Source organism: Massilia genomosp. 1, assembly GCF_011682185.1.
Taxonomy (GTDB): Bacteria; Pseudomonadota; Gammaproteobacteria; order Burkholderiales; family Burkholderiaceae_D; genus Telluria_A; species Telluria_A rubra.
Genome location: NZ_WHJF01000001.1, coordinates 1 through 25,685, shown reverse-complemented (window position 1 = coordinate 25,685; position 25,685 = coordinate 1). Strand labels below are relative to the sequence as shown.

At 63.7% G+C, this 25,685-nt stretch carries 27 protein-coding genes; 15 read left to right on the top strand and 12 right to left on the bottom strand.

Features of this window, described 5'->3' with window-relative positions; all coding sequences use genetic code 11:
• Positions 1–61: 61 nt before the first annotated feature.
• Positions 62–1,984, top strand: coding sequence for a M61 family metallopeptidase (locus F1735_RS00135; protein WP_167235031.1), 1,923 nt, complete (start codon positions 62–64; stop codon positions 1,982–1,984).
• 104 nt (positions 1,985–2,088) lie between these two features.
• The gene (locus F1735_RS00130) at positions 2,089–2,439 is read left to right on the top strand and encodes a hypothetical protein (protein ID WP_166882241.1); all 351 of its coding nucleotides are present in this window, start codon (positions 2,089–2,091) and stop codon (positions 2,437–2,439) included.
• Between the two features lie 155 nt (positions 2,440–2,594).
• On the opposite strand, the gene F1735_RS00125 is transcribed toward F1735_RS00130, so the two are convergent.
• The 5 genes from F1735_RS00125 to F1735_RS00105 all read right to left on the bottom strand — a co-directional run bounded on the left by F1735_RS00125 (position 2,595) and on the right by F1735_RS00105 (position 6,757).
• The gene (locus tag F1735_RS00125; protein WP_167235030.1) at positions 2,595–3,356 is read right to left on the bottom strand and encodes an alpha/beta hydrolase family protein; all 762 of its coding nucleotides are present in this window, start codon (positions 3,354–3,356) and stop codon (positions 2,595–2,597) included.
• Positions 3,357–3,472: 116 nt separating this feature from the next.
• Positions 3,473–4,957, bottom strand: coding sequence for a Y-family DNA polymerase (locus tag F1735_RS00120; RefSeq protein ID WP_167235029.1), 1,485 nt, complete (start codon positions 4,955–4,957; stop codon positions 3,473–3,475).
• Positions 4,887–5,594, bottom strand: a complete 708-nt coding sequence (gene imuA, locus F1735_RS00115; RefSeq protein ID WP_167235028.1) for a translesion DNA synthesis-associated protein ImuA — start codon at positions 5,592–5,594, stop codon at positions 4,887–4,889. The genes F1735_RS00120 and imuA overlap by 71 nt, the downstream gene beginning before the upstream one ends.
• Before the next feature lie 152 nt (positions 5,595–5,746).
• Positions 5,747–6,415: a hypothetical protein gene (locus F1735_RS00110; protein ID WP_167235027.1), complete on the bottom strand. Its 669-nt coding sequence runs from the start codon at positions 6,413–6,415 to the stop codon at positions 5,747–5,749.
• A 6-nt stretch (positions 6,416–6,421) separates the two neighbouring features.
• Positions 6,422–6,757, bottom strand: coding sequence for a hypothetical protein (locus F1735_RS00105; RefSeq protein WP_167235026.1), 336 nt, complete (start codon positions 6,755–6,757; stop codon positions 6,422–6,424).
• A gap of 234 nt (positions 6,758–6,991) precedes the next feature.
• On the opposite strand from F1735_RS00105, the gene F1735_RS00100 reads away from it, so the two are divergent.
• Entirely contained in the window at positions 6,992–7,546 is a 555-nt protein-coding gene (locus tag F1735_RS00100; RefSeq protein WP_167235025.1) for a hypothetical protein, read from the top strand.
• Between the two features lie 147 nt (positions 7,547–7,693).
• Here the strand turns inward: F1735_RS00100 and F1735_RS00095 are convergent, their stop codons facing one another.
• Together F1735_RS00095 and F1735_RS00090 are read right to left on the bottom strand one after the other, a co-directional pair.
• Positions 7,694–8,467, bottom strand: coding sequence for a hypothetical protein (locus F1735_RS00095; RefSeq protein ID WP_167235024.1), 774 nt, complete (start codon positions 8,465–8,467; stop codon positions 7,694–7,696).
• 58 nt (positions 8,468–8,525) lie between these two features.
• Positions 8,526–9,674 (bottom strand): extracellular catalytic domain type 1 short-chain-length polyhydroxyalkanoate depolymerase, encoded by a 1,149-nt coding sequence (locus F1735_RS00090; protein ID WP_167235023.1) that lies wholly within the window; start codon positions 9,672–9,674, stop codon positions 8,526–8,528.
• Positions 9,675–10,012: 338 nt separating this feature from the next.
• On the opposite strand from F1735_RS00090, the gene F1735_RS00085 reads away from it, so the two are divergent.
• Positions 10,013–10,459 (top strand): PRC-barrel domain-containing protein, encoded by a 447-nt coding sequence (locus tag F1735_RS00085; RefSeq protein WP_167235022.1) that lies wholly within the window; start codon positions 10,013–10,015, stop codon positions 10,457–10,459.
• A 92-nt stretch (positions 10,460–10,551) separates the two neighbouring features.
• Here F1735_RS00085 and hrpA read toward each other — a convergent pair whose 3' ends face one another.
• The gene (gene hrpA / locus F1735_RS00080) at positions 10,552–14,916 is read right to left on the bottom strand and encodes an ATP-dependent RNA helicase HrpA (protein ID WP_167235021.1); all 4,365 of its coding nucleotides are present in this window, start codon (positions 14,914–14,916) and stop codon (positions 10,552–10,554) included.
• Between the two features lie 53 nt (positions 14,917–14,969).
• On the opposite strand from hrpA, the gene argA reads away from it, so the two are divergent.
• Together argA and F1735_RS00070 are read left to right on the top strand one after the other, a co-directional pair.
• The gene (gene argA / locus F1735_RS00075; RefSeq protein ID WP_167076478.1) at positions 14,970–16,280 is read left to right on the top strand and encodes an amino-acid N-acetyltransferase; all 1,311 of its coding nucleotides are present in this window, start codon (positions 14,970–14,972) and stop codon (positions 16,278–16,280) included.
• A gap of 35 nt (positions 16,281–16,315) precedes the next feature.
• Entirely contained in the window at positions 16,316–16,588 is a 273-nt protein-coding gene (locus F1735_RS00070) for an oxidative damage protection protein (protein ID WP_126074017.1), read from the top strand.
• Positions 16,589–16,720: 132 nt separating this feature from the next.
• Here F1735_RS00070 and F1735_RS00065 read toward each other — a convergent pair whose 3' ends face one another.
• Both F1735_RS00065 and rpiA read right to left on the bottom strand, forming a co-directional pair.
• On the bottom strand, positions 16,721–17,062 hold the full coding sequence (locus F1735_RS00065; RefSeq protein ID WP_167235020.1) for a hypothetical protein: 342 nt from the start codon (positions 17,060–17,062) through the stop codon (positions 16,721–16,723).
• Positions 17,063–17,134: 72 nt separating this feature from the next.
• Positions 17,135–17,812 (bottom strand): ribose-5-phosphate isomerase RpiA, encoded by a 678-nt coding sequence (gene rpiA / locus F1735_RS00060; protein WP_167235019.1) that lies wholly within the window; start codon positions 17,810–17,812, stop codon positions 17,135–17,137.
• A gap of 198 nt (positions 17,813–18,010) precedes the next feature.
• On the opposite strand from rpiA, the gene F1735_RS00055 reads away from it, so the two are divergent.
• Genes F1735_RS00055 through F1735_RS00045 form a run of 3 tightly spaced genes read left to right on the top strand, consistent with a single transcriptional unit; the run spans position 18,011 to position 19,966 of the window.
• The gene (locus tag F1735_RS00055) at positions 18,011–18,376 is read left to right on the top strand and encodes a response regulator (protein WP_167235018.1); all 366 of its coding nucleotides are present in this window, start codon (positions 18,011–18,013) and stop codon (positions 18,374–18,376) included.
• Between the two features lie 2 nt (positions 18,377–18,378).
• On the top strand, positions 18,379–18,999 hold the full coding sequence (locus tag F1735_RS00050) for a chemotaxis protein CheC (protein WP_167227838.1): 621 nt from the start codon (positions 18,379–18,381) through the stop codon (positions 18,997–18,999).
• 1 nt (position 19,000) lies between these two features.
• Positions 19,001–19,966 carry a sensor domain-containing diguanylate cyclase gene (locus tag F1735_RS00045; protein ID WP_229505559.1) on the top strand — a complete coding sequence of 322 codons (966 nt, stop codon included), beginning with the start codon at positions 19,001–19,003 and terminating at the stop codon, positions 19,964–19,966.
• 3 nt (positions 19,967–19,969) lie between these two features.
• Here the strand turns inward: F1735_RS00045 and F1735_RS00040 are convergent, their stop codons facing one another.
• On the bottom strand, positions 19,970–20,437 hold the full coding sequence (locus F1735_RS00040; RefSeq protein WP_167235017.1) for an Lrp/AsnC family transcriptional regulator: 468 nt from the start codon (positions 20,435–20,437) through the stop codon (positions 19,970–19,972).
• A gap of 128 nt (positions 20,438–20,565) precedes the next feature.
• Between F1735_RS00040 and F1735_RS00035 the strand changes: the two genes are divergently transcribed.
• The 5 genes from F1735_RS00035 to F1735_RS00015 are packed head-to-tail and all read left to right on the top strand — an operon-like array spanning position 20,566 to position 24,830.
• Complete coding sequence (locus F1735_RS00035) at positions 20,566–20,841, top strand: hypothetical protein (RefSeq protein WP_167235016.1); 276 nt, start codon at positions 20,566–20,568, stop codon at positions 20,839–20,841.
• 58 nt (positions 20,842–20,899) lie between these two features.
• Positions 20,900–22,108: an efflux RND transporter periplasmic adaptor subunit gene (locus F1735_RS00030; RefSeq protein WP_167235015.1), complete on the top strand. Its 1,209-nt coding sequence runs from the start codon at positions 20,900–20,902 to the stop codon at positions 22,106–22,108.
• Entirely contained in the window at positions 22,108–22,878 is a 771-nt protein-coding gene (locus F1735_RS00025; RefSeq protein ID WP_229505558.1) for an ABC transporter ATP-binding protein, read from the top strand. Before F1735_RS00030 ends, F1735_RS00025 begins: the two co-directional genes overlap by 1 nt.
• On the top strand, positions 22,875–24,098 hold the full coding sequence (locus tag F1735_RS00020; protein WP_229505557.1) for an ABC transporter permease: 1,224 nt from the start codon (positions 22,875–22,877) through the stop codon (positions 24,096–24,098). The genes F1735_RS00025 and F1735_RS00020 overlap by 4 nt, the downstream gene beginning before the upstream one ends.
• Before the next feature lie 6 nt (positions 24,099–24,104).
• A complete protein-coding gene (locus F1735_RS00015) occupies positions 24,105–24,830 on the top strand; it encodes a hypothetical protein (RefSeq protein ID WP_167235014.1) in 726 nt (241 codons plus the stop codon).
• 58 nt (positions 24,831–24,888) lie between these two features.
• On the opposite strand, the gene F1735_RS00010 is transcribed toward F1735_RS00015, so the two are convergent.
• Positions 24,889–25,176, bottom strand: a complete 288-nt coding sequence (locus tag F1735_RS00010; protein ID WP_167235013.1) for a hypothetical protein — start codon at positions 25,174–25,176, stop codon at positions 24,889–24,891.
• Positions 25,177–25,342: 166 nt separating this feature from the next.
• Here F1735_RS00010 and F1735_RS00005 point away from each other — a divergent pair.
• Positions 25,343–25,685: transposase (locus F1735_RS00005; RefSeq protein ID WP_187364108.1), on the top strand; the 343-nt coding region annotated here is incomplete at its 3' end.

The window sequence follows — 25,685 nt, the reverse complement described above, 5'->3', positions numbered from 1 at the left end:
GAATCGTGTTCCCCTGCGAATACCCGCAGACATTGCTGATCTTTACCGTATTGACAATCCCATGCCCCTTCCGCTTCGCCGCCGCCCTCTTCCGTCCGCCTGCTCGTCCCTTTGCTCCCTGGCCCTGCTCGCCACGCTGGCCCTGCCCGCCCGCGCCGACGTGCCCGCGCCGCGCGACCTGCCCTACCCCGGCACCATCGTGCTCAAGGTCGACGCCACCAACGTGGGACAGCAGATTTTCCGCGTCCGCGCCACCATCCCGGCCGCGCCAGGCGCGCTGACCCTGCTCTATCCGCAGTGGGTGCCCGGCAACCACGGGCCCAGCGGACCGCTGAACCAGCTGGCCGGCCTGCGTCTGTCGGCCGGCGGCAAGGCGCTGGCGTGGACGCGCGATCCGGTCCACGTGCATGCCTTCCACCTCACCGTGCCCGAGGGCGCCACGGCAGTCGAGGCCGAATACCAGTTCCTCTCGCCAGTCGAGCCGGCCCAGGGCCGCATCACGATGACCAGCGAGATTGTCGGCGTGCAATGGCAAGCGATGACCCTGTATCCGGCCGGCTACTTCAGCCGCCGCATCCCGGTCCAGGCCTCGCTCACCCTGCCCGATGGCTGGCAGTACGGCACCGCGCTGGAAACGGCCGCGCGCCAGGGTAACGACATCCGCTTCAAGCCGCTCGACCTGGAAACGCTGATCGATTCGCCGGTGTTCGCGGGCCGCCACTTCCGCCGCATCGACCTCGATCCCGGCGCCAAGGTGCCGGTACACCTGAACATGGTGGCCGACAATCCAGAAAGCCTGGAAGCGAAGCCCGAACAGATCGCCCTGCACCGCGCGCTGGTGCAGCAGGCGGGCAAGCTGTTCGCCTCGCATCATTACAAGCATTACGATTTCCTGTTTTCGCTGTCGGACGACTTCGGCGGCATCGGGCGCGAACATCACCAGTCGAGCGAGAACGGCGTCAAGCCCGGTTACTTCACCGACTGGGCCAAGAGCGAACTCGGGCGCGACCTGCTGCCGCACGAATACACGCACTCGTGGAACGGCAAGTTCCGCCGCCCGGCCGACCAGGATGTGCCGAATTTCAACGTGCCGTTGCAGAACAGCCTGCTGTGGGTGTACGAAGGCCAGACCCAGTACTGGGGCAATGTGCTGGCGGCGCGCTCGGGCCTGGTGTCGGCCGGCGGCATCCGCGACGCCATCGCCGCCTACGCCGCGCGCTACGACCACGTACAGGGCCGCTCCTGGCGCGCCTTGCAGGACACAGTCAACGATCCGATCGTGCAGGCGCGCCGCGCGCTGGGCTGGAGCAACTGGCAGCGCAGCGAAGATTATTATGTCGAAGGCATGCTGATCTGGCTGGACGTCGATACCCGCATCCGCGAACTGTCCGGCGAGAAGCGTTCGCTCGATGATTTCGCGCGCACCTTTTATGGCGTCGACAATGGCGGCATCGGCCCGGCCTACTACCAGTTCGACGACGTGGTGCGCACCCTGGCATCGGTGCAGGCCTTCGACTGGGCGCCTTTCCTGCGCGCCAAGCTGGACGGCAATGCCCCCGGCGCACCGCTCGACGGCCTGGCGCGCGCCGGCTGGAAGCTGGTCTACACAGACACGCCGACCGAGGTGATCAAAGGCCAGGAAGAACGCAACAAGATGAGCGACTTCAGTTATTCGCTTGGTTTTTCCGTCAAGAACGATGGTGCGATCGAGGCGATCGAATGGGATGGCATTGGCTTTCGCGCCGGCTTGTCGGGCAACAGCAGCATCGTGGCCGTCAACAACCGCGCCTACAAGCCCGAGGTGCTCAAAGCAGCCGTGAAGGCGGCGCGCGACGGCAAAGCGCCGATCGAACTGCTGGTGCGCAAAGGCGGCAATTTCCGCACGGTGGCGCTCGATTACCATGGCGGCTTGCGCTATCCGCGCCTGGAACGCATTCCCGGCAGCAAGGACCGGCTCGACGCGATCCTGCAGCCGCGCCGCTGAGCAAGGCCCGTCGCCGGCGCCTGAAGTCAAGGCCTGAGGCCGGCGGCCGTGACGATCCGCGGCGGCGCACGACCGGTTCACGCCGATGGTGCTATGCTGCGTTTATGACTACCGATACCGACATCCAGCTGAGCGGCCCGTTCAAGGCCAGCGACAGCAGCAGCCGTTCCCACGACGTCAAGGCGATCCGCATTTTCGACGAGGGTTACGGGATTATTGACGTGTACGTGGACTTCGCCGCACCGATCGAGGGTGGGCTGTACAAGGACAAAGTCCTCGTCGGCAACATCATCGACCGCCTGCGCGCGCTGGGCTACGTAGGGCCGAATTTTTCGCACAGCGACCCTGGCCTGCAAGACCGCAAGCTGATCGTGCTCGAAGCGCCCGAGGAATTCAGCGCCTTCGCCAAGCTCAAGGGCTGGAAGAACCTGGCCGAAGAATTCGACGACGAATAAACCGATCCTTCCTTTCATGTAGCAATGTTTTACTGCCGCTTTTTAACAGCGGCAGCCTGCCTCCTCGTAGCGCCCTCTCGTACCGCCTCCTTGTACCGTCTCCTCTTACCGCCTCCTCTTACCGCCTCCTCTTACCGCCTCCTCTTACCGCCGCCTCAAGCGCTCACATAGCGCGCGCTCCACGCCGCAATCATGCCGGCCACCCACACCGCATCTTCCCTGCGCGTGAGCAAATGATCCGCATCATCGAGCGACACAAAACTCTTCGGATGCTTGGCCGCCTGGAAAATATGCAGCGCATTATCGATCCCCACGGTCCGGTCGTGCGGCGAATGCATGACCATCAAGGGGCGCTTGAGCGCGGCCGTGCTGACGTTCAGGTTCTGCTCGGCGGCATCGAGCAAAAACTGGCGCTTGATGGTGAACGGCCGCCCGGCCAGTTGCACCAGCGCCTCGCCCTCGGCTTCGATCACGCCGAGCTGCTCGCCGAACAAATTGTTGACATGCGATGGATCGCTCGGCGCACCCACGGTCACGAGCGCGCGCACCTCGTCAATGCCGGCGGCGGCGGCCAGCACGGCGGCCCCGCCCAGGCTGTGTCCGATCAGGATCTCGGGCGCCTTGAGCGAGGTGCGCATGAAGGCGGCGGCGGCCACCAGGTCCTGCACATTCGATGAAAAATTGGTGTTTGCAAAATCGCCTTCGCTCGCGCCCAGCCCCGTAAAATCGAAGCGCAGCACGGCGATGTCATGCTCGGTCAGGGCCTCGGCGATGCGGCTGGCGGCGAACACGTCTTTGCCACAGGTAAAACAATGGGCAAACAGCGCATACGCGCGCGCCGGCCCGTCGGGGGCATCGAGACGGGCCGCCAGCTTGTGCCCATCGGCGCCGGGAAACGCTTGTTTTTCGCTGTGCATCCCTGCTCCTTGTGAATAATGAATCAGAGCATCTTAACCCTGGATGGGCGCCGTTGCCGGGCGCCACTACCGGGCGCCGTTACCGGGCGCCGTTACCGGGAGCCGCTGCCGCTTCCCTAACCAAACAAGCCGTGCAAAAACCAGCGCGGCGCGCTATCGCCATCGGCCCCGGCGATGCGTTCGCGATAGACCCAGTAATGGGCATGGTCCTGCCCCTGGGCGATGAAGTAATCGCGCGTCTGCGACTGGCTCCACCAGCCGGCCTCGATCCGCTCGGGGGTGGACGCCATGCGCAGCGGCGAGCCGTAAAACGGCCGGTGATCGCGCATCAGCAGCGCCACCGGCTTGGCCAGCAGCCAGGCCGGGCGCGGCAAGCTGAGCACGTCCGGCGGCAACTGCATCTGCGCCTGCTGCGCCTTGCCGCGCGCCTGCTGCACCGGCACCCAGCGGTTGGCCAGCTCGGGCCGGTAATCGGCGCGCGGGGCCGCCTGCAGCACATTGTCGGGACCGAGGCGCGCCACCAGCAGTTCGAGCATGCGCCACTGGTCTTGCTCGTTGCCGCCGGGCTCGGGAAACAGCGACTCGCTCGGCATGGCCATGGCCTGCACCTCGGGCGCTTCGAGCACCAGGCCGATCACGTGCGCCTCCAGCGTCAGGCTGCCCAGGCGCTCGCGCAGCAGGCGCACCAGGTGCTCGTCGCGCCAGGTGGGCTCGGCCAGGATGATGTCGAGCACGGTGGGCGCGCGCGCCACCCGCCCGCGCTCGTGTTCGAGCAGCAGCACGATGCGCCCCACCGCCAGTTGGTGCGCGCACAGCCAGCCCGTCATTTGCAGCAGCAGGCTGTGGGCGCCGGCCAGCAGGGCATCGGCCTGTTCGACCCGGTCGAACAATTCCAGCCGGGCCTGGAACGTGGTGGGCGCGGCGATCCAGTCGAACAGCTCGGCCGTCATGCCGTAGGCCGCATCGAGCACGGCCAGCAAGGCGCCGCCGCAACGGCGCTGCAAGCCCGGACGCGGCAGCCGCCGCAGCTGGCCCAGCGACACGCAGCCAATGCCCTCTAACCAGGCGGCAAACGGACGCGCCGGCAGCGGCAAGGCGGCCGGCAGGCGGTCGAGGCGGCGCTTGAGCGACGCCATGCCGAGCGCGTGCCCGGCCCCGCTGCGCGCCAGCAGCCAGGCGCCGCGCGCGGTCGGCGCGCAGCTCAGCTGAACCACGAAGCCGAGCGCGCGCAGGCTGGCGCGAATGCGCCGGCACAATGCGCGCACCCCGCCGAACAGGCGCAGGCTGGCGCCCACGTCCATCAGCAAGGTCGCTTCTTCGGCCAGGGTGACCTGCGGCGTGTACTGCAGCAGCGCCATGGCCACCGCCTGCAGGGCGGCGGCCTCGCGCGCCGGCACGCGCTCGTGCAGGCGCGCGCCGGGCAGCAGCATCAGCACGCCGCCGCGGCGCATGCCCGCGCGCACCCCGCCCGCCAGCGCCAGCGCCGACGCGGCCAGCACGCGCTCGCTCTCGAGTACGACGCTGGCGGCCTCAGCCGACCAGTGCGGGCTGAACACGTCGAGCGCCAGGCGGGGCAAATAGAGGCCGATCCAGAGTCGCATGGCGTTGGAGTAAACAAGGAGTCAGGGGAAGAAACAGGGGCGCGTCGCGCTGCGGCCCCCGGCGTTTGACGAAACCGATGTCGAGCCCGCCGAGGGCCGGACGCAGGCTCAGGCGCAGCGGCGCGGGCGAGGCATCCTGGGCCGCCGCGAGCGGGCGCAGCAGGAAGAACAGGGCTTCGCCGCCTTGCGCCGCCAGATGCAGGCGGCGCAAGGACTCGGGCCGTGCATGGCTGGCCCAGAACAGCAGCGCGCCACAACTACCGCTGCGCAACACCTGTTCGGCCGCCCACAAGGCATCGGCATTGCGCGCGCTGCGCACCCAGATCAGCTGGGAGGGAGACAAGCCGAGCGCGGCCAGCGCCAGCGCCTGCGGTGGATGGGGCGGCTGCAGCAGCACGATGCGGCGTTCGGCCACCTTGGCCAGGGCCGGGCGCAACAGGCGCAATTCGCCGATGCCGCTTTGTTGCAGCAGCAACTCGACCAGGCAGCCGCTGGGCCAGCCGCCGCCGGGCAACTGGGGCGAGAGCGTGGGATGGCCGCTGTCGACACAGCGCGTACCGGCGTGGGCCAGTTGGGAAGCGCGCCACAAGGCGGGATGCAAAGTCTCGGGCGCGGCAAGAAGATTGGGGGAGTTCATGGTGGAATCAACAAAGTACTGTATGTTTATACAGTACTCGCTGACTGCCAATTTGGCAAGGCCTATCGTGCGCCACCTCTCCCCCTCACCCTATGGAAGACGGACATTCCGACGCAAAACTGCAGCAATTTCCTACAACCGGGGTCAGAGCTTTAATTAGAAATATTTCCAGTAACGCATCCCGGCGCGGCGCTTAACAGCGCTTTGCGCATCCGCCCGACAATCGAGCGCGGGCCGCTGACCACGATCGTGCCGCGATGCTGCGCAATCCTTAGCGCGCCCTCGTTCCAGCGCAACACGCGCGGCAGTTTTTGAAGATAAACAGCACTTGCGCCGCTGCGCCGCTCTTGCACATAACCCAGGCGTTCCAGCGTATCGAGCAGGCTCCGCATGCTTGCCGCGCCTGCGGGCGCCACGGAAAACTGCACCGGCAGGACCATGCAGACCGACCCCAGCGAGCCCAGCGCCGTGCCGCACAGAAGCGCCACCAGCGGCGGCGCTTCTTTCAGCCCGATCATGAGCGCGTGCATCGGCAAGGTGACCGCCAGCACCATGACCAACCATGATCCCAGTTGCGACCAGGATTGAAACAGCAGCAAATAGCGCCAGAAGGGACGTGGATAGGTGAGCGCTGAAATGGCTCCACGGGAAGGGGGAACGGTCATCGAGGTCACTCCTGGCGGATGAGGATGGGAAGGCGGCAGTGCCGATCCCGCCGATCCTGACGCAGCGCGCACGGTGACATATTGAAATCGATCAAAAATACTCTGAATCATGATTTCATCAATATCAATGGCGACAAGCGGTTCCGAGCGCAGCAAGGGATGTCACCCGTCGCCGGAAAAAAGCAATTGCCACGCAAGCCCATCATGCAAGGCGGCCCCCTGCCCGCCGCACACGAGCATCTTTTGTCCATCCGGCGAGACATCGATACGGTGGCTGACCCACGCAACCTCATCGGGAACGGGATGTTTCTCCAACAGGCGCGCGGCTACCATCGTATTGTTTTCAAGGGCGAGCATGCCGTCATCGTTGGCGCACCACAGCGTACTCTGGAACCATGCCGCATCGGCGAACGGAAGACTTTGATGGCGTCGCTCGACCAGTTCCCAAGTGGAATCGCGGCCTTTCCAGATCGACCCTCTGAGATCGGTGACATACACGTCGTCGTCGCCACAGGTGATGGTGCAGAGCTCAAGTCCGAGGGAAACGGCAACTTTCCCCACCGGGTCCCGTTGAGTGCCGGGCGTCGGTACGGCAATTGGCTTCGTTGTCGGGTTTGGAGTAGGATTCGTTATTTCCTACGGAATCGAATACGGGCTTGACTCGTACGTTGTCCGCAACACTGTAAAGGGTCGTTAGTACCAATGTTCTGCTACAGAGACTTAGTCGCCCAGATGCGAGATTTTTCGATTTTTACTGGCGCGACGAGTGCGTTGATCGCTGTCTGCATCAAGGCAGATATAGGCTTGTGGCTTTATGTCGCCTGCCTTTTGCTGCCTCTGCTAGGGGTTGGTGGAGGCGTCTATTATGGAAAACGTACGCAAGTTAGCCGTTCATTTTTTCTGTGGAGCCTGAGCATTTTGTCCTGTTCGACCGTGTTGGGTGCGTTTGTCGCATACAAAGCGCTTGCACGCATTGGTGTCATGATGTCGTTGGAGGTTACTCTTGTCACTTGGGGTGTAATCGCTGGCGGCTTCTATTGGCGGGTATTCCGTAACGGAGTAAATCGTCATCCTGCTGCTGTCAACATGAAGGTTGTGAATTCCGGCGCTGTGGGCGGTGCGTTTTTAGGAGGACTAGGTTTTCTGGTCCCGCCAGATGCTCTCATTCCTGGTGTGGCTTTCCTTGTTCAATTGGCGTTTGGCGCCATACTCGTCGGAGCGTTCATGTTCTTGTTGCGCGATTTCATGGATTTCCTGCAGAAGTCGCGAGTGCCTCCCCTTGGGTAGCACTGCCAAGTCCGTGCAGCAAACACCTACCCTCACTATCATCGTCACGCCGCAGGACTGACGGTGCATGAATCAGGCATCTAACCGCTCTTTCCCGCCAATGAACGCAGGAAAGAGTGGTTTATCGCAAAAAATGTTGCGTTAAGATCACGCGGCGCATGAACTTCCTTGCCATTCGCTCCATTGATGGGTGTCACCGTAGGGTTCATTGAAGCTGACTGGGAAATTGGCAACGGCGACGATTGGTTCGTTGAGTGCTATGTATCTGCTGAGGTTTTCGCAGAGATGGAGAACGCGGTAATGCCATACCGCCCCCGCGTCGCCGACGGCATACAAGTCATTGTCCGAAAACCCGCTCAGATCATTTAATCCACTATTGCCAATGGCTTCGGTGATGGCTTGTTGGTCTTCGCTTTTCAATTCAGCGGGAATGGGAATGCCGGTATGCTCTTTCCACGTTTGCCGAGGGAGGCGTTCAAAGATGCGCAGCGGGCTTCCGACCGCATAGAGTTTACCGTGAACCCACACCAGCTTACTGATTGCCGACCCCACTTTCCCGGCGGCGGCATAACCATAGCCACGGCCATCGAAGGCAATCCTATCTTCGAAATCCCGGTACGATGTCGGCTTGTACGCCCAGACATTGCGGGCAATGTCGACCACCACGAATTCCTCATGCGATGGCGCCCAGGCCGATGCCAGACTGGCGAAGGACAGGTCCTCGGTTTCAAGAACGAAAAAGCGCTCTTTCATCGGCGCTTCCATCCGCACGCTCACAAGGCGGGTTCGCCAGCCACCGTCGCGTTCATCTGACATTTCCACCAGCAACAGGCCAATACGTCCATCGGCAAAGCCAATGGTACAGTCGTACACCATAAAGCCTTTGCCAACGTCTTTCCAGCTTTTCTTATCGAACAACATGCAAGCTCCTGGGCGCATGAATGACTTGTGCGCATCATTGCCCAGAAAGAAGCCAGCGTCAACGCCGGTGTTTTCCGAAAAAATCGACCAGCATCTTGCTCGCGTCCGGCCCCGCCGCCGAGTTGAACGACAGGCGCGCGTCGCCCCCGCTCCAGGCATGTTGCAGCTGGGCGATCTGGGCCACCCGCAGGATCAGCTTGCGGCCCCGGTACACGTCATGCAGCTGGTAAGGCAAGCCACTGCGTCCCCCGGCCTTCTGCGCCACCCGCACCGGCGTGGCCGCAGGCAAGTCATTGACCAGCATCGCCTGGCGCCGCAAGTGCGCCTGGTTGACCGGACGCACCACGCGATCGTCCTCGCCCTGGATCAGGATCGTTGGCATCGACGGAAACCCCGGACGCCGTTCGAGCACCTCGGCAATCGCGCTGTCGACCCGCGCGCCGTTGCCATGTTGCATAACCCCAAGCGCCCCGACCGTGCTGTGCCCGGCTCCGTACAAGGGCCCCGAATGCAGGCCCAGCCCGGCGAACAGTTCAGGATGGTTAAGCGCCACGATGTTGGCCATGCCCGCCCCCGCCGACATACCGCAGATAAACACCCGCGAGCGGTCGAGGCGGTAGGCGGCCAGCACCTGGCTGACCATGCCGACAATCACCGGCACATCGCCGCCGCCCTGCTGGGTGGCGCGGTCGTACCATTTCCAGCAACGATGTGGATGGGCGCTCAGCGATTGCTGCGGATACAGCACGGCATAGCCAGCCTTCTGCGCCATCTGGTTCATGCGCGTACCCTGGGCGAACTGGGTGGCGCTTTGCTCGCAGCCGTGCAGCATGACGATCAGCGGCCAGCCTGAGGGCGGCGCCGCGCCATCGGGCAGATACAGCCAGTAACTCATCTGTCGCAACACCGGCCCGGCCTGGCCGGCGTAGCGCGCGGTGAGCCATTTGCCAGGCGCCGGCGCATCCTTGGCCAGGCTTGCCGGCGCGGCGCGCGCTGCCGGCTTGGGTGTGGGTGCGGAAGCGCTTCGGGGTTTCGGCGCCGGCTTGGGCGCGCCTGCGGACGCCGGTGTGGGCTTGGACTTGGCGCGCACCTTGGGCGCCGGCTTGGGCGGCGCAAACAAGGCCGTGAGCAGGCGCGCTGCCGAACGTTGCTGCTTTTTGCCCACGCGCATCAAGCTGCGCAGCAAGGGGGCGCTCGACTTTACCATCGCAAGCGCACCATCACGCGCCGTTGCAGGCGGGCCCCTAGGCACGCGCCGAACGAAGGCGTGGGAAGCGGCTGGCCGGATGGGCCGGCGGGGGTGCGGCGTGCGTTGAGATCCATGGCGAAAGTCTCCTTTCAGCCAGCATAGCGTGCGCGCGCGGCGCCGCTCCGTGCGTTGCGCCGCTTAGCCGGCCCGATGAACAAAAAAGCAACATCGCTGGGCCTGGCGCGCGCCGGCACCATTGAGCCATATCAAAGAACGGCTTGCGCGACAACCTAGTCTGTTTGCACAAGGTCCGCAATCGGCGCGGTCCGCACATCCAACAACCCCAGGAGAACGACATGAACTACTCGGAGCGCGACAAATACGGCATGTACAAAGGCAGCGCCGGCCCCGGCCCGGTCCTGATGGGTGCCGACACCCTGCTCGGCGACAACGTGGTCAATTCCCAGGAGGACGACCTGGGCGACATCAAGGAAATCATGCTCGACATGCGCAGCGGGCAAGTCGCCTACGCGGTGCTGGCCTTCGGCGGCATGCTGGGGCTGGGCGAAAAACTGTTCGCGGTGCCGTGGCAGGCACTGCACCTCGATACGGTCAACAAGCGCTTCGTGCTCGATGTGGAAAAAGAGCGTCTGAAAAACGCCCCCGGCTTCGACCCGGACGCCTGGCCGGACATGAGCGACCTCGGCTGGGCCAAGCAGGTGCATGGCTTCTACGGCACCGACGCCAGCGGCATGGGGGCAGGATCGCAATCGGGCATGGGTGGCGGCACTGCGCTGAGTTAAGCATCCGCCCAAAAACCAAACTCCGTCATTCCTGCCATTGGCAGAAATGACTTACCGCGCAGGCGGGAATGACGGAGTTTAAGTTAGCGGCATCAGCGCTGCATCGACTCCCACACCTTCTGCAAGCGCTTGGCCGAAACCGGCATTGGCGTGCGCAATTCCTGGGCATACAGCGACACGCGCAGTTCTTCGAGCATCCAGCGGAATTCCACCATCTTCGGATCGGTGTTCTTCCCCGCCAGGCGGTCGCGTGCGGCGCGCATGAAGTGGCTGGCGGACTGGGTCCACTCGGCCATCAACTTGGCGTCGCGCGCGGGATCGGCGCGCAGCTTCTCCAGCCGCACATTGATCGCCTTCAGGTAGCGCGGAAAATGCGCCAGCTGCGTGTAATCGTTGTCGATCAGGAAGCGCTTATGCACCAGCCCCTGCAACTGCGACTGCATGTCGGCCGCGGCCTGCGCCTGCACGCCCTGCAGCTTCTTGGGCAAGCCATGAAACTCGGTCAGCACTTGCGACACCAGCCGTGCAATCTCGTTCACCAGCAAGGTCAGGCGCGATTTACCTTCATCCTTGCGCTTGTTGAACGAGGCCGCGTCGGTCGGCAGCGGATCTTGCAGGCAGGCGATATCGATCGCCTTCTGGATGATCTGGTCGCGCAACTCTTCCTGCGAACCCATGGCCATGAACTGCATGCCCATCTGCTGCAATCCGGGAATATTCTTCTCGATGAACTTGATCTGCTCCTTGAACTGCAGCGCAAACAGGCGGCGCAGGCCCACGCGGTGGGTGGCCGTGGCCACGGTCGGGTCGTCGAACACTTCCAGGTCGCAGTGGGTCAGCTTGTCGACCAGGGCCGGAAAGCCGATCAGGGTCAGCTTGCCCTGCACGATCTCGAGCAGCTCCGGCAGTTCGCCGAAGGTCCACGAGGTCAAGCCCGTATGCTGGCTGACCTTGGGCGCGTTCGGCTGCGTGCCCGGGTCCGCGCTCTTCGATGACGCCGCCGATGATGCTGACGATGCCGAGCTCGTCGCCGTCGCCTGCACCTTGCCCGGCGCGGCCGGAATCGACACTTCCGCCAGCTTCTGGAAGCTCTGGCGCGCCTGCCCGCCGAATTCGGCCTGCAGGGTCGCCAGGTTGCGTCCCATGTCGAGCTGGCGTCCGTGCTCGTCGATCACCTTGAAGTTCATGAAGTGATGCGCCGGCAGGGTTTCGGGCTTGAAGTCGGTGCTCATCACCATCAGGCTCGTTTGCGAACGGATGTCGGCGATGATCGCGTCGATCAGGTCACCACGCCCGAACTTGCCCGCCTCATGCACGCGCTCGCAAAAGCGCGCCGCGAAATCGGGCAGCGGCACGCAATGGCGGCGCAACTTCTGCGGCAGCGATTTGAGAAGCAGATGCACTTTTTCCTTGAGCATGCCCGGCACCAGCCAGTCGGCCCGTTCGCGCGGCAACTGGTTGAGTGCGAACAGCGGCACCGCCAGGGTCACCCCATCGCGCAGGCTGCCCGGCTCGAAGTGGTAGGTCAGTTGCATCTCGATGCCGGTCACCGACATCGCCTTCGGGAACAACTCGGTGGTCACGCCGGCCGCTTCGTGCCGCATCAATTCGTCGCGGTTCAGGAACAGCAGTTTCGGTTCCTTGAAGGTGGCGTCCTTGTGCCACTTCTCGAAACCGGCGCCGTTGACCACGTCCGTCGGAATGAGCTTGTCGTAGAAGGCGGCGATCAGGTGGTCGTCCACCAGCACGTCGAGACGGCGCGACTTGTGCTCGAGGTTTTCGATCTCTTTCACCAGCTTGTGGTTATGCGCGAAGAACGGCGCGCGCGTGTCGTAGTCGCCCGCCACCAGCGCATCGCGAATGAAAATCTCGCGCGCCTCGGCCGGGTTGAACTGGCCGTAGTTGATGCGGCGCTGGCTGTAGATCACCAGCCCGTGCAAGGTCGCGCGTTCGGACGCGGTGACCTGCGCGGCGCGCTTTTCCCAGCGCGGCTCGCCCCAGGATTTTTTCAGCAGGTGGCTGCCCACCCGCTCGATCCACTCCGGCGCGATGTTGGCCACGCAGCGCGCGTACAGGCGCGTGGTCTCCACCAGTTCGGCCGCCATGATCCACTTGCCCGGTTTTTTGAGCAGCGAAGAACCCGGCCACACGTGATACTTGATGCCGCGCGCGCCCAGGTAGCCGGCGCCCGGTTCGTCCTCCGACTTGAAGCCGATGTTCCCCAACAGGCCAGTGAGCAGCGCCGTATGCAGGTTTTCGTAGGTGGCCGGCAGCTCGTTCATGCGCCAGCCCTGCTCCTTGACGATGGTGAGCAACTGCGAATGCACGTCGCGCCATTCGCGCAGGCGCACCTGCGACAGGAAATTGGTGCGGCAGGTTTCCATCAGCTGGCGGTTGGTTTTCTTGTGCTCGATGGCCGCCTCGAACCACGTCCAGATCTTGATATACGTGAGGAATTCGGACTTCTCGTCGGCGAACTTCTTGTGCGCCTCGTCGGCCGCCTGCTGGTGCTCCATCGGCCGGTCGCGCGGGTCCTGCACCGACAGCGCGGAAGCGATGATCAGCATCTCGGTCAGGCAGGCGTTTTCCAGCGCGGCCAGGATCATGCGCCCGACCCTCGGATCGAGCGGCAGCTTGGCCAGCTTGTGGCCCAACGGGGTCAGGTCGTTCGACTCGTCGACCGCGCCCACTTCCTGCAGCAGCTGGTAACCGTCGGCGATGGCGCGGCCCTGCGGCGGCTCGATGAACGGGAACGTCTCCACGTCGGTCAGGTGCAGGGACTTCATGCGCAGGATGACCGCCGCCAGCGACGAGCGCAGGATTTCCGGCTCGGTGAACTTGGGGCGCTGCAGGTAATCGTTTTCTTCGTACAGGCGAATGCAGACGCCGTCGGCCACGCGGCCGCAGCGGCCGGCGCGCTGGTTGGCGGCCGACTGCGCGATCGGCTCGACCTGCAACTGCTCGACCTTGTTGCGGAAGCTGTAACGCTTCACGCGCGCCAGGCCCGCGTCCACCACGTAGCGGATGCCCGGCACCGTCAGCGAGGTTTCGGCCACGTTGGTGGCCAACACGATGCGGCGCGCATTGGTGATCTTGAAGACCTTCTCCTGCTCTTCGACCGACAGGCGGGCGAACAGCGGCAGGATTTCGACATGCGGCGGATGGTGCTTGCGCAGGGCCTCGGCGCAATCGCGGATTTCGCGCTCGCCCGGCAGGAACACCAGCACGTCGCCCGAACCGAGGCGGCACAATTCGTCGACGCCGTCGACCACCGCGTCCATCAGGTCGCGCTTGTCGCGCGCGGCCTGCGCCTTGGGCATCGGCTTGCCCGCCGCGGGGGGCGGCGTGGCCGTCACCGGATCGCGGTCGACCGGGCGATAGCGCACCTCCACCTTGTACAGGCGGCCCGAGACCTCGATCACCGGCGCGAGCTTGTCGCCGTTGGCGAAGTGGCGCGCGAAGCGGTCGGCATCGATGGTGGCCGACGTGATGATCACTTTCAGGTCCGGACGGCGCGGCAGCAACTGCTTCAGGTAACCGAGCAGAAAATCGATGTTCAGGCTGCGCTCGTGCGCTTCATCGATGATGATGGTGTCGTAGTTTTTCAGCAGCGGGTCGGTCTGGGTTTCGGCCAGCAGGATCCCGTCCGTCATCAGCTTGACCGAGGCGCCCGGTTGCAGGGTGTCGGTAAAGCGCACCTTGAAGCCCACATGCACGCCCAGCGGCGTGCCCAGTTCCTGGGCGATGCGCTTGGCGGTGGACGAGGCGGCGATCCGGCGCGGCTGCGTGTGGCCGATCAGGCCTTTCTGGCCGCGTCCCAGCTCCAGGCAAATCTTGGGCAGCTGGGTGGTCTTGCCGGAGCCGGTTTCGCCGGAGACGATGATGACCTGGTTTTCCAGCAGCGCCTTGGCGATATCCTGACGCCGTCCGGACACCGGCAAATCTTCGGGAAAGGTAATCGGCGGCAGCGGCGTGCGGAATACTTCACGCGGCGCGCGTGCGGGACGGTCGCTGGCTGGCTGGCCTTCACGCGGGGGACGGTCGCCGGTCGCCTGCCCTTCACGTGGTGGACGCGGAGTACGTGCCGGACGCTCACCGGCTGGCTGGCCTTCGCGGGGCGGACGTGGCGTACGCGCCTGCCGCTCACCGGCTGGCTGCCCTTCACGCGGCGGACGTGGCGCTTGCGCCGGACGTTCCCCGGCCGCCGGCCCTTCACGCGGCGCCCGCTCACCGGCTGGCTGCCCTTCCCGTGGCGGACGTGGCGTACGCGCCGGGCGTTCACCGGCCGGCTGCCCTTCGCGCGGCGCGCGCTGGCCACCCGCCTGGGTTTCCCGTGGCGGGCGCGGCGTGCGCGGTTGGTCCGCACGCGCGGCGGATTGACCCGCCTCGCTGGCATTGCGGGGCGTGGCGACGGGTGGCGACGGCGGCGTGGAAGGCTTGTTACTCTGTTCTGACATTGTTTTTACATGAATTTAGCGCGCAAGTCGCGCAGCGAATTATAATGCGCCAAATGGAAACCCCTAACCAATTCGTCCAATGGCTGCGTTCAGTCGCGCCGTACATCCACGCGTTCCGTGGCAAGACCTTCGTGGTCGCCTTTCCGGGTGAACTCGTCACCGCCGGCGCGCTGCCGGTGCTGGCCCAGGACCTGTCGCTGCTGGTCGCCCTCGATATCCGGGTGGTGATCGTGCATGGCTCGCGTCCCCAGGTCGCCGAGCAGCTCGCGCTGAGGAACGTGGAAGGCCGCTTTCACAACGGCATCCGCATCACCGACACCGCCGCCCTCGAATGCGCCAAAGAAGCGGCCGGCGAACTGCGGCTCGATATCGAAGCCGCCTTCAGCCAGGGTTTGCCCAACACGCCGATGGCGCACGCCGCGATCCGCATCATCTCAGGTAACTTCGTCACCGCGCGCCCGCTTGGCGTGATCGACGGTGTCGACCTCGAACTGACCGGCATGCCGCGCAAGATCGCCGCCGAGACCATCCACGCCATCCTGGCCACCGACAGCCCGGTGCTGCTCTCGCCGCTGGGTTTTTCGCCGACCGGCGAAGCGTTCAACCTGACCATGGAAGACGTGGCCGTGTCAGCCGCGATCGCCCTGCACGCAGACAAACTGGTGTTCATCACCGAAACGCCGATGATGCTCGATGAAGGCGGCGCCGAAATCCGCGAACTGTCGTCGCACCAGGCCGAGGCCGTGCTGCAAGCGGGCTTTTTGCCGGCCGACGCCGCGTTCTACCTGCAGCACGCCATCAAGGCCTGCAACAGCGGCGTGCCGCGCGCCCACATCGTGCCGTTCGAGATGGACGGCTCGGCCCTGCTCGAACTGTTCACCCACGATGGCGTGGGCACCATGATCAGCCACGAGAACCTGGAAAGCCTGCGCCGCGCCACCATCGAAGACGTGGGCGGCATCATCAAGCTGATCGAGCCTCTGGAAGCGGACGGCACCCTGGTCAAGCGCGGCCGCGAACTGATCGAACGCGAGATCGACCAGTTCTCGGTCATCGAGCACGATGGCGTGATCTTCGGCTGCGCCGCCCTGTACCCGTTCCCGGAATCGAAAATGGGCGAAATGGCCTGCCTGACGGTCAACCCGGACGTGCAAGCCCAGGGCGACGGCGAGCGCATTCTCAAGCACGTGGAAAACCGCGCCCGCGCGGCCGGCCTGAAACAACTGTTCGTGCTCACCACGCGCACCTCGCACTGGTTCCAGAAGCGCGGCTTCAAGCCAGCCACGGTCGATGCGTTGCCCAAGGACCGCCAGCATATGTATAACTGGCAGCGCAAATCCCAAGTGCTGATTAAGTCTCTATAATCACGCCTTTACACATATCCGCTTGAGGAGTACACATGGCCCGCACCGTCCATTGCGTCAAATTGAACAAGGAAGCCGAAGGACTCGACTTTCCACCTTACCCGGGCGAGCTGGGCAAGAAAATCTGGGAAACGGTCTCGAAAGAAGCCTGGGCCGCCTGGCTCAAGCACCAGACCATGCTGGTCAATGAAAACCGCCTGAACCTGGCCGACCAGCGCGCGCGCAAATACCTGGCCACGCAGATGGAAAAACACTTCTTCGGCGACGGCGCCGACGCGGCGCAAGGCTACGTGCCACCGGCTGACTAAAGCCAAGGCCGGTGCCAGGTCTGACATTCGGACACGGGCTCATCCGCAAGGCGGATGAGCCCGTGTCCGAATGTCAGACCTGGCACCGGTGTTTTCGAATGTCAGACCTGGCACCGGTGTTTTACTTGACGCTTAAATCGCCCTGCACTGGCGCAATTCGCACTTGGCCTGGTAAATCGTGCGGTTATCGCACACCATGCGGTACACCTCGACCGGACCCGGCGGCGTCATCAAGCCGGCCCCAACGCCGCCCGTGCAACCTTGTTTCTTGGCCATATTTTCCACCGTCACCGACGAAATGCCCGGGCGGAACGCGACATGCGCGATCGGCTGGCCCTGGGCGTCGAGCGCCGGCGCTTGCACCGTGACCACTCTTACCGGCGCTTGCCGCACCGCGACATTTTTCTTCCCGACCGACGCACAGCCACCCAGCACCACCGCCACACACGTCACCGCCAAAAGCAATCGCTTCATGTTATCCCCGTCGTTGAACTTCTTTAAATGCATGTTTGATCGATGTCTTGTCGCATCGATGTCGTATACCGATTAAAACGTCAGCGTCTTCACGCCTTCGCTTGTTCCCAGCAGGCACACATCGGCCCCGCGCTGGGCAAACAGGCCGACGGCGATCACGCCGACGATCTGGTTGATTTCTTGCTCCAGCGCCAGCGGAGCGGTGATCGACAAGCCCGCCACGTCGATAATCTCGCCGCCGTTATCGGTGATGAACGCTTGCTCGCTGCCCGCCTTGAGGCGCAGGCGCGGCTGGCCGCCCAGGGCCGCCAGGCGCCGCATCACGGCCGCGCGCGCCATCGGCAGCACTTCGACCGGCAGCGCAAAGGCGCCCAGGGTCGGCACCAGCTTGGAGCCGTCGGCGATGCAGACGAACTGGCGCGAGACGGAGGCGACGATTTTCTCGCGCGTCAGGGCCGCCCCGCCGCCCTTGATCATGGCGCCGCTGGCGGTGATTTCGTCGGCGCCGTCGATGTAGACGGCAATCTCGCTCACGTCGTTCAGGTCGTACACGGCAATGCCGTGCCCGCGCAGGCGCGCTGCGGTCGCTTCGGACGAGGCCACGGTACCCTTGATGCGGTCCTTGATGGTGGCCAGCTCATCGATGAAGAAATTGGCGGTGGAGCCCGTGCCGACGCCGATGATGGCGCCGTCAACCACGTAGGCAATCGCGGCGCGCGCCACGGCTTGTTTCAATTCGTCTTGAGTCATGTCAAAAATTAGAGGAGAAAATGGAAGAATGCCCTTATTTTAACGGATCACACCCCGCCAATACACCTTTCCTGCCCCTTTTTGTTGCCATGTCGCATGAACGTCACCCCGTCGGTGGCACGGCTGCCCCGTTTTACCTATACAGCGTGGGAAACTATGCGAAAATGCCTCGATGCATAGATTCTCTGGGAAAGTGACATGAACGAAACGAAAACGGTCCTCGTCATCGATGACAGTCGGGTATCGCGGCTGATGGCCCGCCAATTCATCCTCAGCAAGCAGCCAGGCTGGCAGGTGGAAGAGGCCGGCACCGGCGAAGAAGGCATCGAGAAGGTCAAGACGCTCGCGCCCGTGCTGATCCTGATCGACGTCAACATGCCCGGCATGGGCGGCCTGGCCGCCGCCGAGCACCTGCGCGCGGCTTGCCCGGACGCCCATATTTCCCTGTGTACCGCCAATGTCCAGAACGCTACCCGCAACCGCGCCAACGAACTGGGCATCGGTTTCCTGGAAAAGCCCATCACCGAAGCGCGCATCCATGCCCTGATCGGCGCCCTGGAGTGAACATGTTCAATCTCAGCGAACTGCAGCACGATGCGCTGGTCGAAATCTTCAACATCGGCGTCGGCCACGCGGCCAAGTCGATGAGCGAGATCGTCAATGAAGAAGTGACGATGTCGGTGCCGTCGATCAGCTTCCTGAACCGTGCGGACGCCGCTGAGATGCTTGGTAACAAGGAAAGCGCCCGTGTCTGCGGCGTGAGCCAGCATTACGAAGGCGCGTTCAAGACCGAAGCGATCCTCATGTTCCCCGAAGACAAGAGCCTCGACATCGTGCGCCTGATGGTGGGCGAGTCGGTGCCGCTCAAGGAATTGACGGAGATGGAGCAGGAAGCGCTGAGCGAAATCGGCAATATCATCCTCAATTCCTGCGTCGGCACCCTGGCCAATATTTTCGCGCAGGAACTGAGCGGCTCCCTGCCCGAGTACCACGTCGGCACCAGCGAAGAGATCCTGAGCGCCACCGGCGGTCAGGGCGACACCGTGGTGCTGATGCTGCATATCGACTTCATCCTCGAAAAACACCAGATCCACGGCTATGTGGCCTTCATCCTCGACCTGACCGCGCTGCAAGACCTGCAAGACCAGGTCGACCTCTATCTTGCCAAGATCATGGGTCCGGCCTGACATGGCCCACGCCGCGGCACCCGGCCAGGGCATGCTCGAAAGCGTGCTCGGCGCGATCAATCTCGGTACCATCGTGCTCGACCACGCGCGCCGGGTAGTGGTGTGGAACCGCTGGATGAGCCAGTATTCCGACTTGCCGGCCGACAGCGTCGTGGGGCAGGATTTTTTCCTGCTGTTCCCCGAGCTCAACGGCAAGCGCATCGACAGCGCGGTGCGCCAGGCCTTGCGTGACAATTTTCCATCGGTATTGTCGCAGACCTTGCACAAGGCGCCATTCGGGCTGTACGTCAATGCCGCCGCGCGCGCCACGGGCGAGCGCATGCAGCAAGCGGTGGCCGTCACGCCGCTCGACGTGCCGGGGCTGGCGCGCCATTGCCTGATCCAGATTACCGATGTGAGCGTGGCGGTTCACCGCGAACGCTTGCTGCGCGACCAGGCGCTCGAGTTGCGCTCGCAAACCTTTTCGGATGGCTTGACCGGGATTGCCAACCGCCGCCATTTTGATGTGGCAATGGAAAAGGAAATGCGCCGCGCCAAGCGGTCGGGCACGCCGCTGTCCTTGTTGATGATCGATATCGATTCGTTCAAGCCATACAACGACCATTACGGCCACCAGCAGGGCGATGACACCTTGATCAAGGTGGCGCACGCGCTGGCGGCCATGCTGCAGCGCCCGGCGGACCTGATCGCGCGGTATGGCGGGGAAGAGTTTGCCGTGATCTTGCCCGAGATGACGCCCGAACACAGCCAGGTGCTGGCCGAGAAGATGCGTGAGCGCATTGCCGACTTGGGGATTCCGCATGTCAAGTCCGAGCTGACCGGGTATGTGACGGTCAGCATCGGCCTGGCCACGCACGCGCTGGAGCATCCGGGCGATATTGCCGTGCTGCTGGGGGAAGCGGACCGGGCGCTGTACATGGCCAAGGGGGCGGGACGCAACCGGGTGGTGCGCTTCAGTGCGGGGTAGGCCTTACGGCTCCGGCGAATGACTGCGCTTTAACACCCGCAACACAAAGGTCGACCTGCTGTGGCGCAAGCCCGGCAGTTTGTACAAGCTGCGCCGTAAAAACTCTTCATACCCCGCCGTCCCCGCCACCGCCACCTTGATCAGGTAATCGTACTCCCCGGTCAATAAATACGCTTCCAGCACCTCCGGCATATCGGCCAGCGCCTGCCCGAAGCGTTCGAAGGTAGCATCGTCATGCCGGTCCAGGGTCACCTCGATCATCACGGTATCGGGCACGCCCAGCGCCTGCTGGTTCAGCAGCACCGTATAGCCCTCGATCACCCCGGCCTCCTCCATCTGGCGCACCCGGTTCCAGCACGGCGAGGCCGACAGCCCGATGCGCTCGGCCAACTGGGTATTCGAGATGCGCCCGTCGCGGCGCAGCTCGCGCAAGATCTTGCGGTCAATCTCGTCAAGTTCGGCAGCATTCATGGCTTTTCACACCTCCAAGGAAGAATTTTCACAATACCACATCTTTGGCAGACGATTCTTCCGTCAACAGCAAAACCAGCGCCCACTTCGAAAGCCTATTCCGCCACCCCCGGGATATCCTTTCAGGCATGAACGATAGCCACCTGCCCCTCCACTTTTCCGTCCCCAAGGCCGCCACCCTGGACACCCTCGAAGCGGTGCTGGCCATCGCCCGTCGGGGCGGCCTGCACCTGGCCGCGCTTGAACTCGACAGCAGCGCCGCCGACGACGACGTCATCTTCCTCCAGCTGCGCGCCATCGACCCCGACCTGCTCGCACTGTTCATGACGCGCCTGCGCAACGTGATCGAGATTATCGATATTTTCCCCCTCCACGAAAGAGTTGCGCGTATGCATGTTGCTTAATTAGCATAAATGGCGGACACTACAACGTCGCGCAGCCGCGCCAGCCTTGTCCAAGCCCATGTCCCTATTCACCCGGAAACGCGTAGCCATCCTGATCGCCGTGATCGCTGCCGGCGCCGCCGGCGCCGCCTGGCTGCAATCGACAAAACCGCCCGTGATCCCGGAGTCGCGCTACCGCTCGGCGCTGGTCGACACCGGCACCATCACCCAGACCGTCACGGCCACCGGCACCATCAACCCGGTCGCGCTGATCAATGTCGGCTCGCAAGTGTCGGGCACCGTGGTCGAACTCAAGGCCGACTTCAACGACCATGTGAAAAAGGGCCAGGTGCTGTTGAAACTCGACCCGACCATCTTCAACGCCCAGATCCGCCAGGTCGAAGCGGGCCTGGCCTCGGCCGAAGCGTCGATGCGCCTGGCGCAAGCGAACTTCGAGCGCAACGAACGGCTGGTGGCGCAAAATTACGTGTCCAGCCTGACCCTGGACCAGGCGCGCCGCGAGCTCGACGTGGCCAAGGCCAATATCAAGCTGTCGCAGGCGCAACTGGCGCGCGCCCAGGCCGACCTCGACAACAGCGTGATCCGCGCCCCCATCGACGGCGTGGTCATCAAGCGCACCATCGACCTGGGCCAGACCGTGGCGGCCTCCTTCACCACGCCGAATTTGTTCCAGATCGCCAAGGACCTGACCAAGATGCAGATCGACACCAGCGTCTCGGAAGCCGACGTGGGCGCGCTGAAAGATGGCCAGCCGGCCCACTTCGTCGTCGACGCCTACCCCGACCGCGAATTCGCGGCCAGCATGCGCCAGTTCCGGCTGGCGGCGAACGTGGTGCAGAACGTGGTCACCTACAACGTCGTGCTCGACGTCGAAAACAAGGAAGAATTGCTCAAGCCGGGCATGACGGCCCAGGTGCGCCTGGTGGTCGGCAACCGTCCCAACGTGTTGCGCATTCCCACCGCCGCCCTGCGCTTTCGCCTCAGCGACGAGGAGCTGGAAAAGGAACAGAAAAAACAAAAGGCCAGCGGCAAGGCCCCGGCCGTGGTGCCGGCCCCAAGCGAGGAAGACGACATCGCCTTTCGCAGCAAGAGCGAAACGGCGCGCATCTTCAAGGTCTACAAGCTCGACGAGAAGAACGAGGCCAGGCCGGTCGACATCAAGATCGGCCTGTCCAACTTCCGCTACACCGAAGTGCTCTCGGGCGGCCTGAACAAGGGCGATAAGGTCATTACGCGCGCCAACGCCGGCCCCAAGAGCGACTTCTGATGCCGGCGCCAGGGACAGCGACACCGCTGATCGATATCCGCCAGGTCACGAAAAGCTATTTTTCGGGCAGCATGGAAACCCAGGTGCTGTTCGGCATCGACCTGTTGGTGCCGCGCGGCGACTTCCTGGCCGTAATGGGGCAATCCGGCTCGGGCAAGTCGACCCTGATGAATATTTTCGGCTGCCTGGACCAGGCCACCGGCGGTACCTACCTGCTCAACGGCATCGACACCCTCACCCTGTCGCGCGCCGAACTGGCGACCGTGCGCAACCGGACCATCGGCTTCGTGTTCCAGAGCTTTAACCTGATCAAGCGCATGAGCGTGGCCGAAAACGTCGCCTTGCCGCTGATCTACGCCGGGGTGTCGCGCACCAAAGCCCATGCCAAGGCGCTGGTCGAGCTGGAACGGGTGGGCCTGGCCGAGTACGCCAGACGCACGCCGAATCAATTGTCCGGCGGCCAGCAGCAACGGGTGGCGATCGCCCGCGCCCTGGTGGGCGACCCGCCGCTGATCCTGGCCGACGAGCCGACCGGCAACCTCGATACGCAGACCAGCGTCGAGATCATGCGTTCATTCCAGCAACTCAACAGCGAACGCGGCATCACGATCCTGCTGGTCACGCACGAGAGCGACATCGCCGCCTACAGCAAGCGCCTGATACGCCTGAAAGACGGGCGCGTGCTGTACGACGGCCCCGCCGCCGAGGGCTTGCGCGAACTGGCGTTGAGTCACGAGCAGCAGGCGCTGGCGCAGGGAGGCGGCGCATGAATTTCTTCCAGGTCGTGATCGAAGCGTTCCGCTCGATGAGCGCGAACCGCCTGCGCACCGCGCTGACCATGCTCGGCATCATCATCGGGATTACCTCGGTGGTGCTGCTGCTGGCCCTGGGCGACAGCATGCAGCGCTTCATCGGCAAGGAACTCGAAGCGCTGGGCACCAACATGCTGTTCATTTCGCCGGGCGGCAACCGCGCCGCCGCCCAGCGCATGCGCGCCGGCGCCGCGCCGGCCTTGACCCTGGCCGATGCGGCCGCCCTCAATTCCCTGTCCAGCCTGGCGGGCGCCGCACCGGCCTTGCAGGGCGGCTTCAAGCTGGCGGTCGGCAACGAAACCTCGTCGAGCAGCGTCAGCGGCGTAACGCCCGCGATGTTCAAGATCCGCAACTGGAAGATGGAGCTCGGCAGCGTGTTCAGCGACGCCGACGTGCGCGCCGCCTCGCGCAGCGTGATCATCGGACACAAGGTGGCCGACCAGTTCTTCTACAAGATGGACCCGCTGGGCAAATATATTCGCATCGAAAACGTCGCCTTCCAGGTCGTTGGCGTGCTGCACGGCGAAGGCAAGCAGATCGACGGGCCGGATTTGTCGGAACTGGTGCTGGTGCCGATCACCGCCGCGCGCGCCCACCTGATCCGCAACCCCTTCCCCGACAATGTGCATTACGTCGTGGCGCAGGGCAAGTCGGATGGCAATTTGCAGGATGCCATCGAAGACATCAACGAAACCTTGCGCGACCGCCATCACATCAAGTTCGACGAGCCGGACGACTTCCGCATCGACAACCTGGCCTCGTTTGCCGAGACCGCCGGCAAGATCAGCGCCGGCATTGCCGCCCTGCTCGGCCTGATCGGCGCGATCTCGCTGGTGGTGGGCGGGATCGGCATCATGAACATCATGCTGGTGTCGGTGACCGAGCGCACGCGCGAGATCGGCATCCGCATGGCCATCGGCGCCAAGCCGCGCGATGTGCTGCTGCAATTTCTGACCGAAGCCGTGGTGATTTGCCTCGCCGGCGGCGTGCTCGGCATTGCCATTGCCGTGGGCCTGGCGGCGGCGATCACGGCCACCGGCAAGTTCGATGTCGTCATCAGCCTGTCGGCGGTGATCGTGGCCTGCGGCTTTTCCAGCCTGGTGGGTGTGTTCTTTGGTTTTTACCCGGCGCGGCGCGCCTCGCGCCTGTTGCCGGTCGATTGTTTACGTTACGAATAGACTTTGATGACATTGCCATTACTGATAGCCATGCTGCTGGCCGCCGGCGCCGCTTGCGCCCAGGAAGCCGACGCGGCAAAGGAGGTCGGGACGGTGCAGGTCAACGCCCTGCGCGACCCGGATTTCAAGACGTACCGGGCGTTTGTTGCCGGGCTCGACGCGTTCGATGCGAAGCACACGTTGGCGCCGGCAGCGGCCATGCGCTTCCTGCTGCGCCCGAGCACGCCGAACGCCAGCATCGAGGGCGTGACCATCCGCATCGCTGGCAACGAGACCAATATGGCGGTGCCGCTGGCGGCCGATGGCACCTTTGCCATGCCGCGCAAGCAGGCGGCGCTGGACGAGGAAGCCGAAGTGCTCCTCAACCGCAAGAAAGGCAGCTTCCGCTGGCGCCCTTCGGTGCATACGCCCGAGGTGCCGGCCAACGCGCGCCGGCTGGGCGACCTGCGCCTCGAATGCGAGGTGCGCTGGGCGGTGGACCGCAAGGACATGGGGTTCGCCAAGCGCACCATCATCAGCGCCTTCGGCGGGCCGTGCCGGACGGCGCGCGTGCATGTCTTGCAACTGGCGCCGCGCGCGCTAGCCGGGTATCGCATGGTGGCGGGGGAACGCAGCGAAACCGCGCCGGCCGACGCGGTGAGGGAGGACCGGACCACGTATATCGTGCCGCTGCATGATGCGAGCTGGCCGGATGAGGCGCTGGTGGAGTTTGAGTTCAGCGGGCAGAAGTGATTTCTGGCGCGGATGGACGGGGCGCGGCGCGCTTTTCAATTGAGCACTGGTACCGCGTTCATTCCTCAAAATCGACATACGCATACTTGACGCCGTCGATAACGATCTCCTCGACTTCGCGTGGCGTGCCGCAAATGGTTAAGCTGAATTCAGCCAGTACCTTTTCGAACTCCGCTGTCAACAATCGCTCACGAACAGCATGTTTGAGAGGCAATTCCGAATAAGCAAGCGGTAGGCGAATGGTGCCAGCCAGCACCCTTTCACAGAGCGGAACGACCCATTTCCAAACATCGTTCTCATCCTTAGTCGGATCAATATTAAGTCGAATGTAGTTCAGTAGTGCCACGGTCTCGCGCCTTAAGCGCCGCTGGTCGACTTGAGCATATCGATAGAGCCTCTTGCAAAACTAGCGGAACGGATGAAAATTGCTTGGCAGCGCAAGCGAAAAGGTGGGAGTGGGCGCCCATTTCTGGCATGATTTAGTTCTAACGCTTAATCAAAACGCCCACACCATGAATGCTACCCGACCCGCCCTGATCATGCAACGCTGGAACGCAGTTCAATATGACGTGCTGCCGGAACTGCGCGCAGAAGTGGGCGTCTTGACGCCGAAACTTGAGCGCCTTATCTACGTTCTGGAGTGGGCGCGTATCGAGGAATTCGCTGACGATTCCTGGGACGGGATCGGCCGACCGCCGCATGTTCGGGCCTGGCTGGCGAATGCTTTTGTGGCGAAGGCGGTGCTGGGCATCACCACCACCGTCGGGCTGGTCGAGCGCCTGACCATGGACAAGACCTTGCGGCGCATTTGCGGATTTCCGCCGTTTGCAAAGCTGCCTTCGGAGGCGACGTTTT

What these genes read in the sequence shown, in the direction of transcription:
- F1735_RS00135 (WP_167235031.1), top strand. Translation starts at nt 62, where the DNA reads ATGCCCCTTCCGCTTCGCCGCCGCCCTCTTCCGTCCGCCTGCTCGTCC.
- F1735_RS00130 (WP_166882241.1), top strand. Translation starts at nt 2,089, where the DNA reads ATGACTACCGATACCGACATCCAGCTGAGCGGCCCGTTCAAGGCCAGC.
- F1735_RS00125 (WP_167235030.1), bottom strand. Translation starts at nt 3,356, where the DNA reads ATGCACAGCGAAAAACAAGCGTTTCCCGGCGCCGATGGGCACAAGCTG.
- F1735_RS00120 (WP_167235029.1), bottom strand. Translation starts at nt 4,957, where the DNA reads ATGCGACTCTGGATCGGCCTCTATTTGCCCCGCCTGGCGCTCGACGTG.
- imuA (WP_167235028.1), bottom strand. Translation starts at nt 5,594, where the DNA reads ATGAACTCCCCCAATCTTCTTGCCGCGCCCGAGACTTTGCATCCCGCC.
- F1735_RS00100 (WP_167235025.1), top strand. Translation starts at nt 6,992, where the DNA reads ATGCGAGATTTTTCGATTTTTACTGGCGCGACGAGTGCGTTGATCGCT.
- F1735_RS00095 (WP_167235024.1), bottom strand. Translation starts at nt 8,467, where the DNA reads ATGTTGTTCGATAAGAAAAGCTGGAAAGACGTTGGCAAAGGCTTTATG.
- F1735_RS00090 (WP_167235023.1), bottom strand. Translation starts at nt 9,674, where the DNA reads ATGGTAAAGTCGAGCGCCCCCTTGCTGCGCAGCTTGATGCGCGTGGGC.
- F1735_RS00085 (WP_167235022.1), top strand. Translation starts at nt 10,013, where the DNA reads ATGAACTACTCGGAGCGCGACAAATACGGCATGTACAAAGGCAGCGCC.
- hrpA (WP_167235021.1), bottom strand. Translation starts at nt 14,916, where the DNA reads ATGTCAGAACAGAGTAACAAGCCTTCCACGCCGCCGTCGCCACCCGTC.
- argA (WP_167076478.1), top strand. Translation starts at nt 14,970, where the DNA reads ATGGAAACCCCTAACCAATTCGTCCAATGGCTGCGTTCAGTCGCGCCG.
- F1735_RS00070 (WP_126074017.1), top strand. Translation starts at nt 16,316, where the DNA reads ATGGCCCGCACCGTCCATTGCGTCAAATTGAACAAGGAAGCCGAAGGA.
- F1735_RS00065 (WP_167235020.1), bottom strand. Translation starts at nt 17,062, where the DNA reads ATGAAGCGATTGCTTTTGGCGGTGACGTGTGTGGCGGTGGTGCTGGGT.
- rpiA (WP_167235019.1), bottom strand. Translation starts at nt 17,812, where the DNA reads ATGACTCAAGACGAATTGAAACAAGCCGTGGCGCGCGCCGCGATTGCC.
- F1735_RS00055 (WP_167235018.1), top strand. Translation starts at nt 18,011, where the DNA reads ATGAACGAAACGAAAACGGTCCTCGTCATCGATGACAGTCGGGTATCG.
- F1735_RS00050 (WP_167227838.1), top strand. Translation starts at nt 18,379, where the DNA reads ATGTTCAATCTCAGCGAACTGCAGCACGATGCGCTGGTCGAAATCTTC.
- F1735_RS00045 (WP_229505559.1), top strand. Translation starts at nt 19,001, where the DNA reads ATGGCCCACGCCGCGGCACCCGGCCAGGGCATGCTCGAAAGCGTGCTC.
- F1735_RS00040 (WP_167235017.1), bottom strand. Translation starts at nt 20,437, where the DNA reads ATGAATGCTGCCGAACTTGACGAGATTGACCGCAAGATCTTGCGCGAG.
- F1735_RS00035 (WP_167235016.1), top strand. Translation starts at nt 20,566, where the DNA reads ATGAACGATAGCCACCTGCCCCTCCACTTTTCCGTCCCCAAGGCCGCC.
- F1735_RS00030 (WP_167235015.1), top strand. Translation starts at nt 20,900, where the DNA reads ATGTCCCTATTCACCCGGAAACGCGTAGCCATCCTGATCGCCGTGATC.
- F1735_RS00025 (WP_229505558.1), top strand. Translation starts at nt 22,108, where the DNA reads ATGCCGGCGCCAGGGACAGCGACACCGCTGATCGATATCCGCCAGGTC.
- F1735_RS00020 (WP_229505557.1), top strand. Translation starts at nt 22,875, where the DNA reads ATGAATTTCTTCCAGGTCGTGATCGAAGCGTTCCGCTCGATGAGCGCG.
- F1735_RS00015 (WP_167235014.1), top strand. Translation starts at nt 24,105, where the DNA reads ATGACATTGCCATTACTGATAGCCATGCTGCTGGCCGCCGGCGCCGCT.